This is a genomic window from Pantoea conspicua, assembly GCF_002095315.1.
Taxonomy (GTDB): domain Bacteria; phylum Pseudomonadota; class Gammaproteobacteria; order Enterobacterales; family Enterobacteriaceae; genus Pantoea; species Pantoea conspicua.
Map to the genome: position 1 here is coordinate 1 of NZ_MLFN01000073.1, position 16,192 is coordinate 16,192.

14 protein-coding genes and 1 pseudogene are annotated in these 16,192 nt (G+C 56.8%); 4 read left to right on the top strand and 11 right to left on the bottom strand.

Annotation, left to right across the window (positions count from 1 at the left end; genetic code table 11):
- The 3 genes from HA41_RS18225 to HA41_RS18235 all read right to left on the bottom strand — a co-directional run.
- The coding region (locus HA41_RS18225; RefSeq protein ID WP_143807364.1) for an efflux RND transporter periplasmic adaptor subunit at window positions 1–813 on the bottom strand (813 nt) is incomplete at its 3' end.
- A gap of 93 nt (window positions 814–906) precedes the next feature.
- Entirely contained in the window at window positions 907–2,076 is a 1,170-nt protein-coding gene (locus tag HA41_RS18230) for a sensor histidine kinase (RefSeq protein WP_094121949.1), read from the bottom strand.
- Complete coding sequence (locus tag HA41_RS18235; protein WP_094121950.1) at window positions 2,073–2,768, bottom strand: response regulator; 696 nt, start codon at window positions 2,766–2,768, stop codon at window positions 2,073–2,075. The genes HA41_RS18230 and HA41_RS18235 overlap by 4 nt, the downstream gene beginning before the upstream one ends.
- Before the next feature lie 131 nt (window positions 2,769–2,899).
- Between HA41_RS18235 and HA41_RS18240 the strand changes: the two genes are divergently transcribed.
- The gene (locus tag HA41_RS18240) at window positions 2,900–3,688 is read left to right on the top strand and encodes a MipA/OmpV family protein (protein ID WP_094121951.1); all 789 of its coding nucleotides are present in this window, start codon (window positions 2,900–2,902) and stop codon (window positions 3,686–3,688) included.
- A 197-nt stretch (window positions 3,689–3,885) separates the two neighbouring features.
- Here HA41_RS18240 and HA41_RS18245 read toward each other — a convergent pair whose 3' ends face one another.
- The 4 genes from HA41_RS18245 to HA41_RS18260 are packed head-to-tail and all read right to left on the bottom strand — an operon-like array spanning window position 3,886 to window position 7,271.
- Window positions 3,886–4,200 carry a PTS lactose/cellobiose transporter subunit IIA gene (locus tag HA41_RS18245; protein WP_094121952.1) on the bottom strand — a complete coding sequence of 105 codons (315 nt, stop codon included), beginning with the start codon at window positions 4,198–4,200 and terminating at the stop codon, window positions 3,886–3,888.
- On the bottom strand, window positions 4,197–5,597 hold the full coding sequence (locus HA41_RS18250; protein WP_094121953.1) for a glycoside hydrolase family 1 protein: 1,401 nt from the start codon (window positions 5,595–5,597) through the stop codon (window positions 4,197–4,199). The genes HA41_RS18245 and HA41_RS18250 overlap by 4 nt, the downstream gene beginning before the upstream one ends.
- Window positions 5,598–5,616: 19 nt before the next feature.
- A complete protein-coding gene (locus HA41_RS18255; protein ID WP_094121954.1) occupies window positions 5,617–6,945 on the bottom strand; it encodes a PTS sugar transporter subunit IIC in 1,329 nt (442 codons plus the stop codon).
- Window positions 6,942–7,271: a PTS sugar transporter subunit IIB gene (locus HA41_RS18260; protein ID WP_094121955.1), complete on the bottom strand. Its 330-nt coding sequence runs from the start codon at window positions 7,269–7,271 to the stop codon at window positions 6,942–6,944. The genes HA41_RS18255 and HA41_RS18260 overlap by 4 nt, the downstream gene beginning before the upstream one ends.
- A gap of 289 nt (window positions 7,272–7,560) precedes the next feature.
- Here HA41_RS18260 and HA41_RS18265 point away from each other — a divergent pair, with 289 nt between their 5' ends.
- Window positions 7,561–8,514 (top strand): LacI family DNA-binding transcriptional regulator, encoded by a 954-nt coding sequence (locus HA41_RS18265; RefSeq protein WP_094121956.1) that lies wholly within the window; start codon window positions 7,561–7,563, stop codon window positions 8,512–8,514.
- Window positions 8,515–8,528: 14 nt separating this feature from the next.
- On the opposite strand, the gene HA41_RS18270 is transcribed toward HA41_RS18265, so the two are convergent.
- The 4 genes and pseudogenes from HA41_RS18270 to HA41_RS18285 form a co-directional block, all read right to left on the bottom strand.
- Entirely contained in the window at window positions 8,529–9,413 is an 885-nt protein-coding gene (locus HA41_RS18270; RefSeq protein WP_094121957.1) for an ROK family protein, read from the bottom strand.
- A 303-nt stretch (window positions 9,414–9,716) separates the two neighbouring features.
- Window positions 9,717–11,002, bottom strand: a pseudogene (fabF, locus tag HA41_RS18275) (beta-ketoacyl-ACP synthase II).
- A 249-nt stretch (window positions 11,003–11,251) separates the two neighbouring features.
- On the bottom strand, window positions 11,252–11,866 hold the full coding sequence (locus HA41_RS18280) for a TetR/AcrR family transcriptional regulator (RefSeq protein WP_094121958.1): 615 nt from the start codon (window positions 11,864–11,866) through the stop codon (window positions 11,252–11,254).
- Between the two features lie 142 nt (window positions 11,867–12,008).
- Window positions 12,009–13,967: a sigma-54-dependent Fis family transcriptional regulator gene (locus HA41_RS18285; RefSeq protein ID WP_094121959.1), complete on the bottom strand. Its 1,959-nt coding sequence runs from the start codon at window positions 13,965–13,967 to the stop codon at window positions 12,009–12,011.
- A gap of 189 nt (window positions 13,968–14,156) precedes the next feature.
- On the opposite strand from HA41_RS18285, the gene HA41_RS18290 reads away from it, so the two are divergent.
- Together HA41_RS18290 and HA41_RS18295 are read left to right on the top strand one after the other, a co-directional pair.
- Window positions 14,157–15,605: a sugar porter family MFS transporter gene (locus HA41_RS18290; protein ID WP_094121960.1), complete on the top strand. Its 1,449-nt coding sequence runs from the start codon at window positions 14,157–14,159 to the stop codon at window positions 15,603–15,605.
- A gap of 12 nt (window positions 15,606–15,617) precedes the next feature.
- Window positions 15,618–16,192, top strand: a 575-nt coding sequence (locus HA41_RS18295) for a Gfo/Idh/MocA family oxidoreductase (RefSeq protein ID WP_158086631.1), incomplete at its 3' end; no start/stop codon positions are given.

The following is a 16,192-nucleotide window of genomic DNA, read 5'->3' on the forward strand; positions in this document are numbered from 1 at the left end:
GGGTCTTGCGGGGTCGGCCTGCGGACTGATGTCACGCACGCGGCCGCTGACCTGCACCCGCGGGTTGGCAAGCAGTGTCACCTTCAGCGGCGTGGCGTCGTCAGACCGCACCAGACCCGGCTCTGCCAGATCAAACACCGCATCGCGGGCATCGTCCGCCGCCAGCGACATCACGCTTTGCCCGGCGCTGACGACCTGACCTGGCTGAACGTTGACGGCCGTGACCCGGCCAGCAACAGGTGCCCTGAGCTGGGTCCAGCTGAGCTGATCGCCGGCATTTTTCAGCGCCGCTTCACTGCTGAGACGACGGGATTGCGCGCTCTGAAAATCTGCCTGGGCGCTGTCCAGCTGACTGCGGGCGATGGCACCGCCTGGCATCAGCAACCGCATCCGGTGAAGGTTAAGCGCGGCGACGCGTTCGGCTGCGCGGGCGCTCTCAAGGTCGGCCCGGGCGCTGCTTAACTGATTCTGCGCCGAATTGTCCTCCAGCATCGCCAGCGGCTGGCCGGCAGTGACGCTGTCACCCAGATCAACCGTACGGCGGATGACCCGACCGTCGAGCCTGAAGGCCAGTGCCACCTCCTGGTGAGCGTGAACTTCGCCGGTCAGCGACAGTGAGGCATCGTGACTGAACGCTGGGGCAATAACGGTTTTTACCACTGGTGACGGTGCGGCGGACAGGGAGGAATGTTCATCCCGGCAGCCAGTCATGATGAAAACCCCCAGCAGCAGGAACACTATCGGCGCAAGGAGGTGAACACTGAGGAGATGACGCCACACCTGACGGGCGGCATCCGAAATTAAGTCTGTCATAGCCGGGTTCCTGTAATGAGTTGCGCCCATTGAACCCGGCTTGTGTCCAGAATCCTTCGATGAACCGTCAAGAAACGGTCAAGTTATTGCTACTTAGTCCACCGGCAGGGTGATGCCAATTAACAACCCCCCTTCTGCCGGCAGGATGGCGTGAAGGGTGCCGCCGTGGGCTTCAATAATTGCTTTTGCGATGGACAATCCCAGGCCGCTGCCGCCGGAGTGGCGTGCGCGGGACGAATCAGCCCGGGTAAAGCGGTCAAACAGCGTCGGCAAGAAGTTGCGATCTACCCCCTGTCCATAATCGCGGAAGGTCAGGGCGGTGGCCTGACCGCTCTGGCTGGCGGTGATATCCAGCCGTCCGCCCTCAGCAGCATAGCGCAGCGCGTTTTCGCAGATAATGGTCACCACCTGACCGAGACGAAACGGATCGGCAGTCAGATAAAGATCCTGTGCCGGCGCTACGCTGATCACTACGCCCGCTTCCCGCGCCTGCGGCATCAGCCAGCCTATCCGCTCGCCTAATAGCTCGCTGAGGTTAACGCGATCCCGATTCAGGGTGAGCTGACCGGCATCTGCCAGCGATAACAGGTGCAGTTCATCCGTCAGGCGACTGAGCTGCGTCAGCTGTTTCATGATCATCGCCAGCTGCTGCGGTTCAGGCTGGAATACGCCGTCCAGAATTCCCTGTAACCGGCCAATTGCCGCCGTCAGCGGGGATCGCAATTCATGCGCCATCGCGACGTGTGAGGCACGCAGTTCTCGTTCGTAGCGCGCCAGCTGTTGCGTCATCTGGTTGAAGTCTTCTGTGAAGCGCACCAGCTCCTGCGGGGCCGCCTTCACCAGCGACGCGGAACGACCAAATTCGCCTTCAGAGACTGCACGCGCCGCCGTCGCCAGCTGGCTGAATTGCGCCGACAGCGGACGAGCGAAACGCAGCGCCATCAGCACCATCATCGGGATCATTACCGCTACCAGCACGCCAACGGTAAGCCAGTCTGACGAAGCCAGCGACGGATCAGAAAAGTTGATGCCCCACCACTGATCGACAATCTGATGAAAGCGAGCCGGATCGCTGGCGGGATGCTGACGCAGCTGTGAGAACTCCTCCAGCAGCGCGGGCGGCATCCGGTAATAGACCCAGAATGCCTGCACGGCAAAACGCAGCCACATACAGAAGGCGATCAAAATGACGCTGCCAATCGCCAGAAACAGCACCCGGATGCAAATCCAGCGCCACAGTGAGGTATGGGTATTATTTTTCATGGCTGTCTGAACCGATAGCCGACGCTGCGGACCGCCGGTAACACGTCGGAGATGCCCGCCACCTCCAGTTTACGTCGCAGGTTGTAGACATGGGTATCGACGACCCGCTCCAGCGCATCGCTCTCCGGCAGGCAGTGCTCCAGCAGAAACAGACGGGTAAACGGCCGGGTTGGCGCACGCATCAGCGTCACCAGCAGAGAAAACTCGGTTGGGGTGAGATCGAGGCGGCGAGGCCCGGCGCCGTCAGTATTGACCACGGCGATAAGTGCCAGCGGATCGACCTCTAATCCCGCCCAGCGCAGGGTCTCCGGCAGCGGTGTTTTGTTCTGACTGCGGCGCAACACGGCCTGAACGCGCGCCACCACTTCGCCTGGGTTGTAGGGTTTCACCACATAGTCGTCTGCGCCATAGCGCAGCGCGCCGATGCGATCCGGCGCATCACCCATCGCGGTGACCATAATCACCGGCGTATCGTCACGCCGCCGCAACGCCGCCAGCACTTCAGTGCCGTTCATGCCGGGCAGCATGATATCCAGCAGGATCAGATCGGGCTGCCAGCGACGGGCAATCTCCAGACCGCTCAGGCCGTCACCGGCGACGATAACTTCATAACTTTCACGTTTCAGATACGCCTCAAGCACACCGGCCGCATCCGCGTCATCTTCAATAATCAGCACACGTTTTGACTGCATTTTCGGACCACCTTGACTGTTTCTTCATAAAACCCTGGTCGTTCATTGACACAGGTTTCACATACTCCGGCCAGAGACGCGTGACTGATCCCACTCAGTTCCGAAACGTGATGTGATAATGAGGAGACGTGATGATAACCGGAAAAATACAGCTTCACATGGTCTGTTTTTCGCTAGGGTTAAGCGCCGCCGCTGCCGTGGCGGATGACAGCGCAACGCCAGTGCCCAGCGTGACACTGGGCATGGCCGGTATCTATGCGCCGCGCTACAGCGGAGCGGATAAACGTCACTGGCAGCTGATGCCGCTGATTCAGGCGCGTGACGGGGCCTTTTTCCTGGATACGCAAAAGGGGATCGGCTACGACCTGCAGGCGAATAACGGTCTCTATCTGGAACATACACTGGGCTATGGACTGGGACGCGCTGATAAGAACTCAGCGTGGCGTGACGGTGACGATCGGCTCAAAGGGATGGGTAATATCGATGCGACAGTCAACACCTCGCTGGCGCTGGGCTGGTCAGTGACGCCCTGGCTGGCGCTGGAAGGCAAAGCGACGCTGCCATTAAGTGACGGTCAGGGTGTGCAGTATCGTACTTCCGCCACCCTGGTCCCGTGGCAAACCGACAGCGACACGCTCGCCTTGCAGGTTTCGGGTCTGTTCGGGGATGATCGTTACATGAACACCTTCTATGGCGTCAACAGCCAGCAAAGCGCACGCAGTGGTTTTGCTCGCTATAACGCCGCCGGCGGTTTCTATGGCACCGACACCAGCCTGACCTGGAGCCATCAGTTCACGCCCGCCTGGGCGGCCAGTGTCATTGGTGAATATACCTGGCTCGACAAGCACGCCTCCGATAGCCCGATTGTTGAGAAACGCAATGGGACATCAGCCACCCTCGCGCTCAGCTACACCTTCTGATGAGGGCATGAAAAGGCGAGGCGGAATGCGCAGTCATCGAAACCTGCTGGCGGCGCTGATCCTGTTGTATCTGCTGGTGTTTGCGCTGACCGGGCTGGCGATCAGCCTGTTTGATTCGCCGATTCGCGGGTAAGGCTCGATCGCGTGGCGCAGGATGAGTGCGCCCGCCATTCTGTTCTCGGGTTAAACAGCCGACCTCAGGCGCGCGCATCGCGCTGGTACAGATGAAGGATCTCTTCAGAGAGCTCACGCGCCAGCATGGAGGTCATCAGGTGATCCTGGGCATGGACCATAATTAAGGTCATCGGCTGCCGGGCTTCGCCGGCATCCTGCTCAATCAGCCGGGTCTGCATTTTATGCGCCTGGCGGGTGAAGGTATCGGCCTGACGCAGCAGATCCCGTGCATGGTCGATTTGCCCCTGACGGGCCGCCTGCAATGCCTCAAAGCAGAGGCTGCGCGACTGACCGGCATTCACAATAATCTCCATTACCGCTTCTTCCTGATCGATCATGCTACGTTCTCCGGGTGGGTAAAACCATTACGGGCCGATGTTGCCGCAAACCACTCGCCGCTTTTTTTCACCGTGCGTTGCTGAGTGGCGATATCGAGCTGGACAAAGCCGTAGCGATTTTTATAGGCGTTACACCATGACCAGTTATCAATAAAGGTCCACATATGGTATCCGAGACACTGGCTGCCTTCGCCGATCGCCCGGTGAACCCATTTAAGGTGCTCAGCAACGAAGTCGATACGGTATTGATCGTTGATCTGTCCGTCCTCAACAAAGCGTTGCTCATTTTCTACGCCCATGCCGTTTTCTGAGATAAAGCAGCGTGGGTTGCCATAATTGAGTCGCAGGTTGGTAAGAATGTCATAGATGCCCGGCTCGTAGATTTCCCAGCCGCGATAAGGGTTCATTTTCCGGCCCGGCATCTCATAGCTGTCAAAAAACCATTCCGGCATAAACGGCGCGGCCGGATTGATTGCGCTGTCACGGCATTTTACCCGGCGTGGCTGATAATAATTGACCCCGAGCAGGTCGATAACGCCTTCGGCAATCAGAGTATTATCTTCAGGCTGCGCTGGCGGTAACTGGTCGTACTGCCTGAGCAGCGCCACCAGATCGGCCGGAAATTCGCCGCGTAACACCGGGTCGAGAAAACTGCGGTTAAACAGCAGATCGGCGTGATGCGCCGCGGTCAAATCCGCCGGGTGCTGCGAACGTGGATAGGAGGGTGTCAGGTTGAGCACAATGCCGATTTCACCCGGGAAAGAACCTGCCCGGAAGGCGCGTACCGCGAAAGCATGGGCCAGCACCGTATGGTAAGCCACCGTGGCCGCCCGGCGGAAATCCACCACGTTGGGGTAGTGGAAGTCGTACAGGTAGCCACCCTCAACCGGCACGATCGGCTCGTTAAAGGTAAACCAGTGCTGCACGCGGTCGCCGAACAGCTCAAAGCAGAGGCGGGCATAGCGACTGAATGCCGTGACGACTTCCCGGTTCTCCCAGCCGCCCAGCTGCTGCATCGCCATCGGCATGTCAAAGTGAAACAGGGTCATAAAGGGGGTGACACCCTGCGCCAGCAGTTCATCAATCACCTGGTTATAGAAGTCTACCGCCTGAGGGTTGATGTCACCGCTGCCGTCCGGGATCAGCCGTGACCAGCTGATTGAGGTGCGGAAGCTATTGTGGTTCAGCTGCTTCAGCAAGGCGATATCCTGACGCCAGTGCTGATAAAAGGTTGAGGTGTCAGCAGGGCCAATCTGCTGATGAAAACGCGATGGCTGCTGCGTGTACCAGTGATCCCAGATGGTGGCGCTTTTGCCGCCGTTCAGGCTATCACCTTCGGTCTGTAACGCGGAACTGGCGCTGCCCCACCAGAAGTTATCGGGAAACGTGTAATGCATGGTGCCTCTCTCCAGGGAATTAGTGGGTACCGGCGGTTTCAGCCAGCGGCGCGTGCGATTGCGTCTTCTCCAGTTCGGCTTTCATCAGCGATCGTTCGTAGGCGCGGAGGAACGGCAGGTAACACAGCGCGGAAAGCACCATGCAGACCAAACACATGACCACCGGGCTAATCGCCCAGTTCGCTGCCCATGATGCGCCAATCGGTGCCGGCGTGGTCCACGGCGTCAGCGACACCACCTGAGCCAGCCAGCCCAGTCGGGTAGCGGTATACGCCAGCACGGCGTTAAGCATCGGCACGCAAACAAACGGAATAAACATCAATGGATTCATGATGATCGGCGCGCCAAACAGGATCGGTTCGTTGATATTGAAGAAGCTCGGCACGATGCCCATTCTGCCGATGGTCCGCAGATGGGTGGCGCGGCTGCGCAGCAACAGAAAGGCCAGAGGCAGGGTAGAGCCAACGCCGCCAATCAGCAGGTAGTGATCCCAGAAGCCCTGCAGATAGATGTGCGGTAATACATGGCCCGCCGCCAGTGCGGCCTGATTAGCCGAGAGATTGGCCATCCAGAACGGGTTCATGATGCCAGTGACAATCAGCGCGCCGTGGATGCCGGCGAACCAGAAGATCTGACACAGCAGTACCGACAGCAGAATCGCCGGTAAAGAGTCGGAGGCGGAGACCAGCGGTGCCAGCAGATGCATAATCGCCTGCGGAATGATCATCCCGGTTTTGGCTTCAATCAGCAGGTTCAGCGGATGCAAAGTACCGATGATCACCACTACCGGGATCAGGATCTCAAACGAGCGTGCGACACCGGTCGGTACCTCTTTTGGCAGGCGGATAGTGATATTGTTGTGCTTCAGCCAGGCATAAACGCGGGTAGCATAAATGGCGGTCAGCAGCGCGGTAAAAATCCCCTGACCGGAGAGGTATTCAGTAGAAATAGTGTGATTTGAGTAGGGGGCTGCTACCAGTAAAAAAGCCATAAAGGCCAGCAGACCAGACATCACCGGATCCAGTGAGAATTGCCGTCCCAGACTGGCACCAATCCCTACCGAGATGAAAAATGTCATCACTCCCATGCTGAGGTTAAACGGCAGCATCAACTGGTCACGGTAGGTGGCGGAGAAATCGAGCCAGGCCCGGGCGACGCTGTTGGTGCTGGTGGCTGAGAAGGGGGGAAAGATAAACACCAGCATGAAGGAGCCGATGATCATAAACGGCAGTGCGGCAGTAAAACCGTCACGAATAGCAATCACATATTTCTGCTGTCCCAGCCGACCGGCCAGCGGCGTAATCGATTGCTCAATCACCGCGATCATTGATTGGTAGAGAGAGCTCATAAGGCCGCCTTTTCCTTCGCCGCAGCAATCAGCGACAGCGCAAAATCCAGCACCTTGTCACCCCGTTGCATGCCGTAGTCCATCATATCTATCGGTTGTACCGGAATAGAGTGGCCTGCTGCTTTTTCGCTCAGGCTTTGCAGCATGTATTTTACCTGTGGTCCGAGTAACACCACCTGATAGCGGGAATATTGTTCGTCAAACTCCGCTACGCCAAACGCGTTGATCTCAACGGGTAACGCCCGTTGCGCGGCGGCTTCCACCATTTTCCGCACCAGCATGCTGGTGGACATCCCTGCTGAACAACACAACATGATTCTGTACATGGTTACTGTTCCTCGCCTTTGACACTAAAGTGAGGATGATTGGATATCATATGGAAACCGGTTTCCATCGACAGCAATCAGAAGTGTGATGTGCGTCAATAAGGCGGAATAACCGGTTTTTTTAATTCGATTAGGGTCACAAAATTGACCGTAAAAGCGAAGATGTTGCGGCTTATGGAAAAGCGGTTTCCATAACAGGGTGAAATGGCTATACTTTGGCCGGCGAACCATTGCGAAGATAAGCAAAGTAAGCGTTTTTTTGGCATAGCGCCGTTTTCAGGGGAGTAAAATGTCTACTATCAACGATGTATCGCGGCTGGCTGGGGTATCAAAAGCCACAGTTTCCCGGGTGTTGAGTGGTTCACGCGGCGTAAAGGAAGCCAGTCGGCTGGCGGTTCTGAAAGCCGTTGAGGAGTTGAACTACCGGCCAAACGTCATTGCTCAGTCGTTATTCAGCCAGACCACCCACTGCATCGGCGTTATCTGCGCGCAGGAAAACGTTAATCAGATCACCGCCTGGCTTTTCGCACTGGAAAAACAGCTTCGTCAGCATCAAAAGCACCTGCTGTTGCGCTTTGCCCATAGCAAAAGTGAAGTTCTGACCGCGCTTGACGAGCTGAGCTGTGGACTGTGCGACGATGTGTTGATCATTGGCGCGCGTTTTCCCCTTAATATTGATGATGAACATGTCATTCTGGTCGACTGCGCTGATGCGGAAGGGCCGAACAGTATTCAGTTCGATCACGCTTTTGCCGCAGAGACCGCGAGCAATTTCCTGATTAATCAGGGCCGTCGTCAGATCGCCCTCATTCAGCCCGAGAACGGTGGCACGGCCGGTCAGGTCTTACATGGGTACAAACTGGCGCTGGAAAATAATCTTTTACCCTTTAACCGTAATCTGGTTATTACCGATGCAGTCTCTTCATCGGTGGCGATTCAGATGCTGCTGAATAATGCCAGCAGCCGGACTTTCAATGCGTTGCTGGTCGCTAACGAGCAGGAAGCACAAAACGTAATCGCGCAGTTACAGGGCTATAATAAAGCGGTACCGAATGACGTGATGGTATTCAGTCTCGCAGGTTCGGTTAATTTACCGGGTTTACCCACTATTCCGGCGATTGAATATTCGCTCGACGCGATGGCGTCACGCATCGTCGGCTGGCTAACCGCCACTACCCAACAGATGCTGGGTAGTTCGGTGTTACGCGGCGATTTGATTATACCTGACTGGCGGCAGCGCTGATTCGGCGAGACGAACTAGGCGATATCGGTTTGCTGGCTTTGCAAAAAATGACAGACCGCGCCCAGCATACCGGAATCATTGCCATAGGTGGCGGTATCGATACGAATATCAATTTGATATTTCTTCAGCTCCCGGCCGAGTTCTTCAATAAAGGGGTCGCGTTCGGTAATGCCTCCGCCGATAAATATAGTCTGCGGGTCAAACACGCTGAACAGGTTATATAGACAGGCTGCGAGATCCTGATAAAAACGATTAACCACATTTTGTGCCTGCTCATTACCCTGATCAAACGCGTCGAACACATCCTTGCCACTGATATCCTCGGCGGACTGGCCTGCTGCCTCACTGTAATTTTCGCGCAGGGCGGTCATGGTGCAACTCTGTGCCATGGTATGGGGTTCGATATTGCTGTCGGTGGGGCGTGACGTCAGCAGGCAGCCAAATTCTCCGGCACGATTTCGGCCACCGCGGATCAGCGCGCCATTACAGAAGGCCGCACCGCCTAATCCGGTACCGATGGTTAACATCAGAAAATCATTCAGCTGTTTCGCTTTTCCCAGCCAGCGCTCGGCCAGTAAAGCACAGTGCGCATCATTTTCCACCGTGGTGGGCAGTGAGGTTTTTTCAGTCAGCCATTGACTCAGGTGAAACTGATCAAAGTCGCGAATGGTGCCGCCCATCGCAATATAGCCGCTGTCCGGATCGATATAACCTGGCGTGCTGACCGCAATGCCGCTGCATGATGGGTTTTTCTTTAGCCAGGCGATGATGTGTTCCAGTATTTTATCCCGATCATTATGTGAAATATCGCAACTGTCACTGGTCAGAATATTTCCCTTATCGTCAATTACGCCCATTTTTAAAGAGGTACCACCAATATCGAAGGCTGCAATGTTCATCAAATTTCCCTGAGGTTATTGTCGTTGATCTCATTGTAGTGCTGAAATTTAACCGTAAGCGGCGGCGTGAGAGTAATATTGTCAGGAAAAGTATGGAAATATAACGTTGGTGCCCTCAGGCACAATAGAATAAGAATAATCTGGTGAGGAAATACCCGAACAACCGCTTACCGCCACAATGTTCTCACCCGTAATTCATCTCTCATCGCATCATAGATAAAGGTTGAGAAGGCTAATGCTGAGTTTCCATGCCGTGCAGTGGTTATTGCCGCACGGCATGATTGCTTAGGTGCGCCGGGGCGACTACCACTTCCGCAACAGGAGGCTGGCGTTAACGCCGCCAAATCCAAAACCATTCGACATGGCATAGGTCAGTTCCATCGAACGGGCATTAAGCGCCACCAGATCGAGGTTGCCCGCCGCTTCGTCGGGATGATACAGATTGAGAGTCGGTGGTACCTGTTGATGGCGTAGAGCAAGCAGCGTGAATATCGCCTCTATGCCGCCCGCTGCGCCCAGCAGATGCCCGGTTGCCGACTTCGTCGAGGTTACGGCCACCTGAGAGTCATCGCCAAATACTGCACGAATCGCAGCGAGTTCACCGCGATCGCCCACCTGTGTCGATGTTGCATGGGCGTTGATGTGCTGTACCGCTTCCGGCCCGATGCCCGCTTGTCGCATCGCCAGTTTCATCGCCCGCGCTGCGCCGCTGCCATTTTCGGGGCTGGCGGTCAGGTGGTAGGCATCGGCACTGGTACCGTATCCGACCAGTTCAGCCAGCGGCGTTGCGCCTCGCGCCTCGGCATGGGCCAGCGATTCAATAACCAGCAGACCCGCGCCTTCGGCCATCACAAAACCGTTGCGGTCGCGATCAAACGGGCGTGAAGCCTGATGCGGATGATCTTCAAAGCCTACCGACAGTGCGCGTGCGGCCGAAAAGCAGCCCAGCGTCACCCGGTCCAGCGCGGCCTCGGTGCCGCCGCAGATGGCGATATCGGCTTCGCCACTTCTGATCAGCCTTGCGGCATCACCAATCGCCTGCACGCCTGCGGCGCAGGCGGTAACGGGCGCGCCCAGCGGTCCGGTAAACCCGTGTTTAATTGAGACATGGCCCGCGGCCATATTGGCGAGAAATGAGGGTGCCGTGAAGGGAGAAAGCCGGCGCGGACCGCGCGCGTCGGTGGTGCGTACCGCTTCCGCAATGGCGCCAAAGCCACCCACGCCTGAGGCAATGATGGTGGCGGTGCGTTCACGCGCGGCCTCATCTTCAGGCTGAGGATGCAGCCCGCCTGCTTCAGTGCTTCGTCCGCAGCCATCAGCGCAAACTCGATAAAGCGGGACATCTTTTTGCGCTCTTTCGGCAGGATAAAGGTCTGGGGATCGTAACCGGCCAGCGGATCTTCCTCGACCGTCGGGACGCTGCCACCCACTGAAATACCGGTGCCGGCGCTCATCTCCTCGGTCAGCCCTCGAATTCCTGACTGACCCGCGGTCAGGCGTTGCCAGACCGTCTCCACTCCGCAACCCAATGGCGAGACGATCCCCATACCGGTAATCACAATGCGTTCAGACGCGGTTGAATGACTCATGCAGTTCCTCCTGTAGTCGCTCTGCAGGAGGGCTGTCTTCCTGCTGCAGAGCCGTGGTTTAATCGATGCACGCTTTCAACCTTAGCGCGGATGAGGGAACCCTGCGCAATGGAGACGCAGAACGTCACCTTCAGCCCGCTGGGCTTAACCGGAAGGGAGTAACAGGCGCAGCAGCAGACGATGCCTGAAAGTGCCATCAGACAGATTGTCAGCTTTGATCAAGTGACCAAATAATTCAATAGTCACAGATCAGGGTGCCAGGCTGCGTAACACCAGTGCCGCCAGTTGTACTGAGGCTGATTCCGCCTCATCGAGGTTGTACTGCAGCAGAACCGGGCTGGAGTAAGGTTTAATCACCCGGTAAATCGCTTCTGCTGCTTCATCTGCCGGGGTCTTACGTTCAAATTCGCCTGCCTCTCTGCCCTGACGAAGGATCTGATGAATCAGGTTCAGCAGCCGTTCTTCATGCGCCTGGGCCGATGGCCAGCGATCGCGTGAGGCGACTGCTGCGATGTCATACAGTTTGCGATCGTGAAAAAACAGTTCGCTGCCGGTAGTGGAAAGCGTGCGAAACAGTCGGCGTAGCTGTTCAGCAGCGCCGGGTGCATCGCTGATGGCGGCTTCTACTCGCTGCATAATCATTGCCAGCCGGTTAGCACAGATGACTTCGCCAATGGCCTGTTTGGACTCAAAGAATTTGTAGATATAGGCCTTTGAAAAGCCAATCGCCCTGGCAAGATCGGAGACGGTAGTTTTCTCGTAGCCGTAATGTGCGAAATGCTGCATAGCGGCATCCACGATCTGGTCGCGAACGTTATGTTCGGCCGGGCCGCGGCCGCCGTTATCGGTAAACTGTTCTGTCATTTTAATGCCTGATAAGTAGACGGGGTTGCAAAGTGACCGGTGAGGGATATGGTCACATTTTAAGCCTTTTAACGGCCGAAAGCCATGTTTCTGGCCCTGACAGAGGGCGCGGCGCGCGTAGCGCCGCTGTGGAAGGATAAAATTATTGCCGCAGGCTGTTGATCGAAATGTTCCACTGGCTGAGCTTGTTGTAGAGCGCGGTGCGTGAAATCCCCAGCAGCTTAGCAGACTGACGCACATTGCCGCCCTGCGAGCGAATTGTCTCCAGGATACAGGCCCGCTCATTATCCTGCAGCAGGCTGGTTAGGGCGGGGGTAGCCGGTGAGGTGCTGTTGATAAATTCCGCGGGCAAATCGGTCAGTTCAATGCTGCTGCTCTGACAGAGATTGACTATCCGCTCAACCAGGTTTTCCAGCTCGCGCACATTGCCTGGCCAGTGCCACGCCTGCAGGCAGCGCATCGCTTCCGGTGTCACCTGCGGCGGCGTCTTATTCAGCCGCTGGCACAACGTGCGTATAAAAGTCGTGACCAGATCAGGAATATCACTTTGACGTTCGCGTAAGGCGGGGATGCTCAGGGAAATGACGTTAAGGCGATAGAAAAGATCGCGGCGAAAGGCTCCCTGTTCCACGGCGCGCTGCAGATCGCAATGGGTTGCTGCCACGATGCGGACATCCACTTTAACCGGCTGAGCAGCCCCGATGCGCAACACTTCATTCTCCTGCAGAACGCGCAGCAGGCTGGTCTGCGCTTCCAGCGGCATTTCGCCAATTTCATCAAGAAACAGAGTGCCGCCATCGGCCAGTTCAAATTTCCCTGCCGAACCACCCCGCCGTGAACCGGTAAAAGCGCCGTCAACGTAGCCGAACAGCTCGCTCTGCACCAGATCGCGCGGCAGCGCGCCACAGTTGACCGCAACAAATGACTCCTGTGAACGGCTGCTGGCGTTATGAATCGCCTGAGCAAACAACTCCTTACCCGTACCGCTTTCGCCAGTCAGCAGCACCGTGCTGTCGCTGCGGCTACTGGCGCGGGCATCCTTGATTGCCTGTTGCAGTATAAGCGCGCTGCCATGAATCATCTCAAAGGTGTAGCTGGCGCTGACGCCCAGCACCCGTCGGGTGATTGCCCGGATACGCTGATTTTCACGCAGCGATAAAATGCGACCACCATCAGGCGCTGGCATCAGTGATACCAGACAGGAAACGCTGCGTCTGCCATCGGGGCGAAACACCATCTCACGGTCGTTGCAGCAGGGAAGGGTGAGCAGCGAACCCGATTGCGGCTGCAGCAACCGATCAATATGCGCATTGTCGGCATCTATTCCGGCGAAAATCTGACGGGCGTAGCGATTCAGGGTTTTGATGCGGCCATCGGGATCGCAGACCACTACGCCTTCATTCAGCGTTTCCAGAATCGATTGCTGCTCAGCCAGCAGACGGCGCAGAGTCAGTTGCTGTCCAATCGCCTCTGCGGCGGCCTGGACGGTACCAAGTGTGTGAACATTAAAACTGTCGGGAGTGGCCGTCAGCGTCAGAACGCCGATCATCCGGCCACGGACATCACGAATCGGTGCCGCAGCGCATTGCTGGTTGCGCTCGCGTAATGACAGCTTCCAGTTTTCTCCGCTCAGCACATAGACCAGCCGCTGTTCGCGTAAGCAGCGTGCGGTGCAGTTGGTGCCCAGCACCTCTTCACGCAGGATGCTGCCAACCGGCGTCAGATCGCTGCCGCAGTAACTCAGCACCACGCCCTGCGCATCGGTCAGATTGATGTGGCCATCCGGGTTATAGGCCAGCAGATTCTGCATCACATTGTGCGCCACTGCGATCAGTTCACTGTTGTGGCTGAGAATAGCGGTCACTTCATCCGGCTCCGGCGCGTTGTAGCTGAACCGGGTCGGATCAATGCCGCGCTGCCGGCAACGTGTCCACGACAGCAGGATACTGCTGCGGATCCAGTGCGGCTGCTCTCCCGCTACAAAGGCCTGCCATCCCTGCGCAAGCAGTTGTTCCCAGCGTGCCGCATCACTGCCTTCAGGCAGGCTGAAAATGGCGTCGCTCTCTTCTTTATTCGGCAATAAATCATGCAGCGTCGGCATCGCAAACTCCGGGGGAAATGGAATGTCCATTTTAATGACATGTTAAGTTGACATGTAAATTTTATTTTCACCTGACAGCCGTTATCTGAGAGGTCGTTCACATAAAACCCGGTTCAAAAGCTGGCACCTGTTTTGCAATCCTCAGGCTAACCCTCACCTGTAAAAAATTAACGGGAAAGATAAGGTGTTATGCGTAAACATAATCTGAAGTTACTGCTGTTCATCTGTTCGATTGCCTCACTCAGTGGCGTCATTCTTGGCTATGACGCCTCGGTGATTTCCGGAGTGATAGAACCGTTAACAGAACATCTGGCATTATCGCCGTGGCAAAGTGGCTGGGCTGTTTCAAATGTGATCCTCGGTTGTGTGGTGGGTGCCTGGAGCGTGGGCGCACTCTCTGACCGTATCGGCCGTAAGCCGACGCTGATACTTACTGCCCTGTTATTTACGCTATCAGCGGTGGGATCGGCGCTGGCCGACACCCTGACCCAGTTTGTGATTTACCGCCTGATCGGCGGACTGGCCGTGGGCATGGCCTCGGCGATTACACCGCTCTACATTGCCGAGATCTCACCGAAAGACTGGCGCGGCCGTATGCTTGGCCTGCAGCAGATACTGATGGTGGGCGGGCAGGTCACGGTTTATGTGGTCAACTATCTTATCGCCCGCGGCATGACTCACAGCTGGATCGTCAGCGAAGGCTGGCGCTGGATGCTGGCGTCCGGCGTGGTGCCCTGCCTGTTGTTTCTGGCGCTGGTGCCGTTCATGCCGGAATCGCCGCGCTGGCTGGCGCTGAACGGTAAACGTGAGCAGGCACTGGCGGTGCTGACCCGTTTATCGACGCCACAACATGCTACCCGCCTGCTGGCAGAAATCAGCGCTTCCACCGCCGGTCACGGCGATGGTCGTGCCAGCACCGGATTGCTGCGAGATGCCCGGGCGCGCTATATCCTGCTGATTGGCTGTGCCATCGCCATCCTGCAGCAGATCTCCGGCATCAATATTCTGCTCTATTACGCACCGTCACTGCTTCAGAACATTTCTTCCGATACGCAAACCTCACTGTTCCACAGCATTTTTCTGGGGCTGGCGCTGCTGGCTGGGGTGGCCTTTTGCCTGAATGCCGTCGATCGCTGGGGCCGGACCCGCTTACTTCGCTGGGGCGCGCTGGGCTGTGCCCTCTGCCTGATGATGACAAGCTGGGCCTTTATTGCTCAGACCGACGGACTGTTGCCGGTGTTCGGTCTGGTGGCATTTGTGCTGATTTTCGGCATGTCGTGGAGCCTGGGCGCCTGGTTACTGATCTCCGAAATCTTTCCTAACCGGATCCGCGCCGTTGCCATGGGTTACGCCTTCTCATCCATGTATCTGGCTAACTTTATTGTTACTCAGAGCTTCCCGATGATGAATCGTAGCAGCCTGTTGATGACCCACTTTCACGGCGCATTTCCACTGATGCTGTGCACCGTCGGTTGTCTGGTGGCTTTCTGGTTCGTGCAGCGTTTTCTGCCGGAAACCCGGGGCGTCTCGCTGGAGCACATCGAGCCGCTGATGTTATCCAAATCCCGTCGCTTTTCCGCTGAGGCACAGCAGACCGCTGAACCCTCTATCCAGCCTGACTGGGCAAACAATAAATAAACAGGAGTTGTTATGAATCACAAAACTGTGCGTGTGGGATTAATCGGCGCAGGTCGAATGGGCAGTTTTCATGCGGAGAATCTGGCACTGCGGGTGCCCGGTGCCCGACTGGCGGCCGTCGCCGATCTGCAGCCTGGTGCTGCCCAAAAACTGGCTGATCGACTGGGCGTGGAGAAAGCCTATACCGATTTACAGGCGTTACTCAACGACAGTGAAATTGATGCGGTGGCGATTGCGACCCCCGCCCGTACTCATGCAGAACTGATGATTGCCGCCGCGCAGGTCGGTAAGCATGTTTTTTGTGAAAAACCGATGGCGGTGACGCTGGAGGAAGCTGATCGGGCCATTGCCGCGGCGGAAATGGCGGGCGTCGTGTTACAGGTCGGCTTTAACCGTCGCTTCAGTGCAGGCTTTGCCGCCGCCATCAGCGCAGTGAAAGCCGGTGAAAACGGCATCACCCAGCTAAGCCGCTCGGTGACCCGCGATCCCGCGCTACGTGATCCGGCGCCGATCCCACAGTGGACCATCTTTCTGGAAACCCTGATCCACGACTTCGACACTTTGCTGCATTTCAACCCCGACGCGGC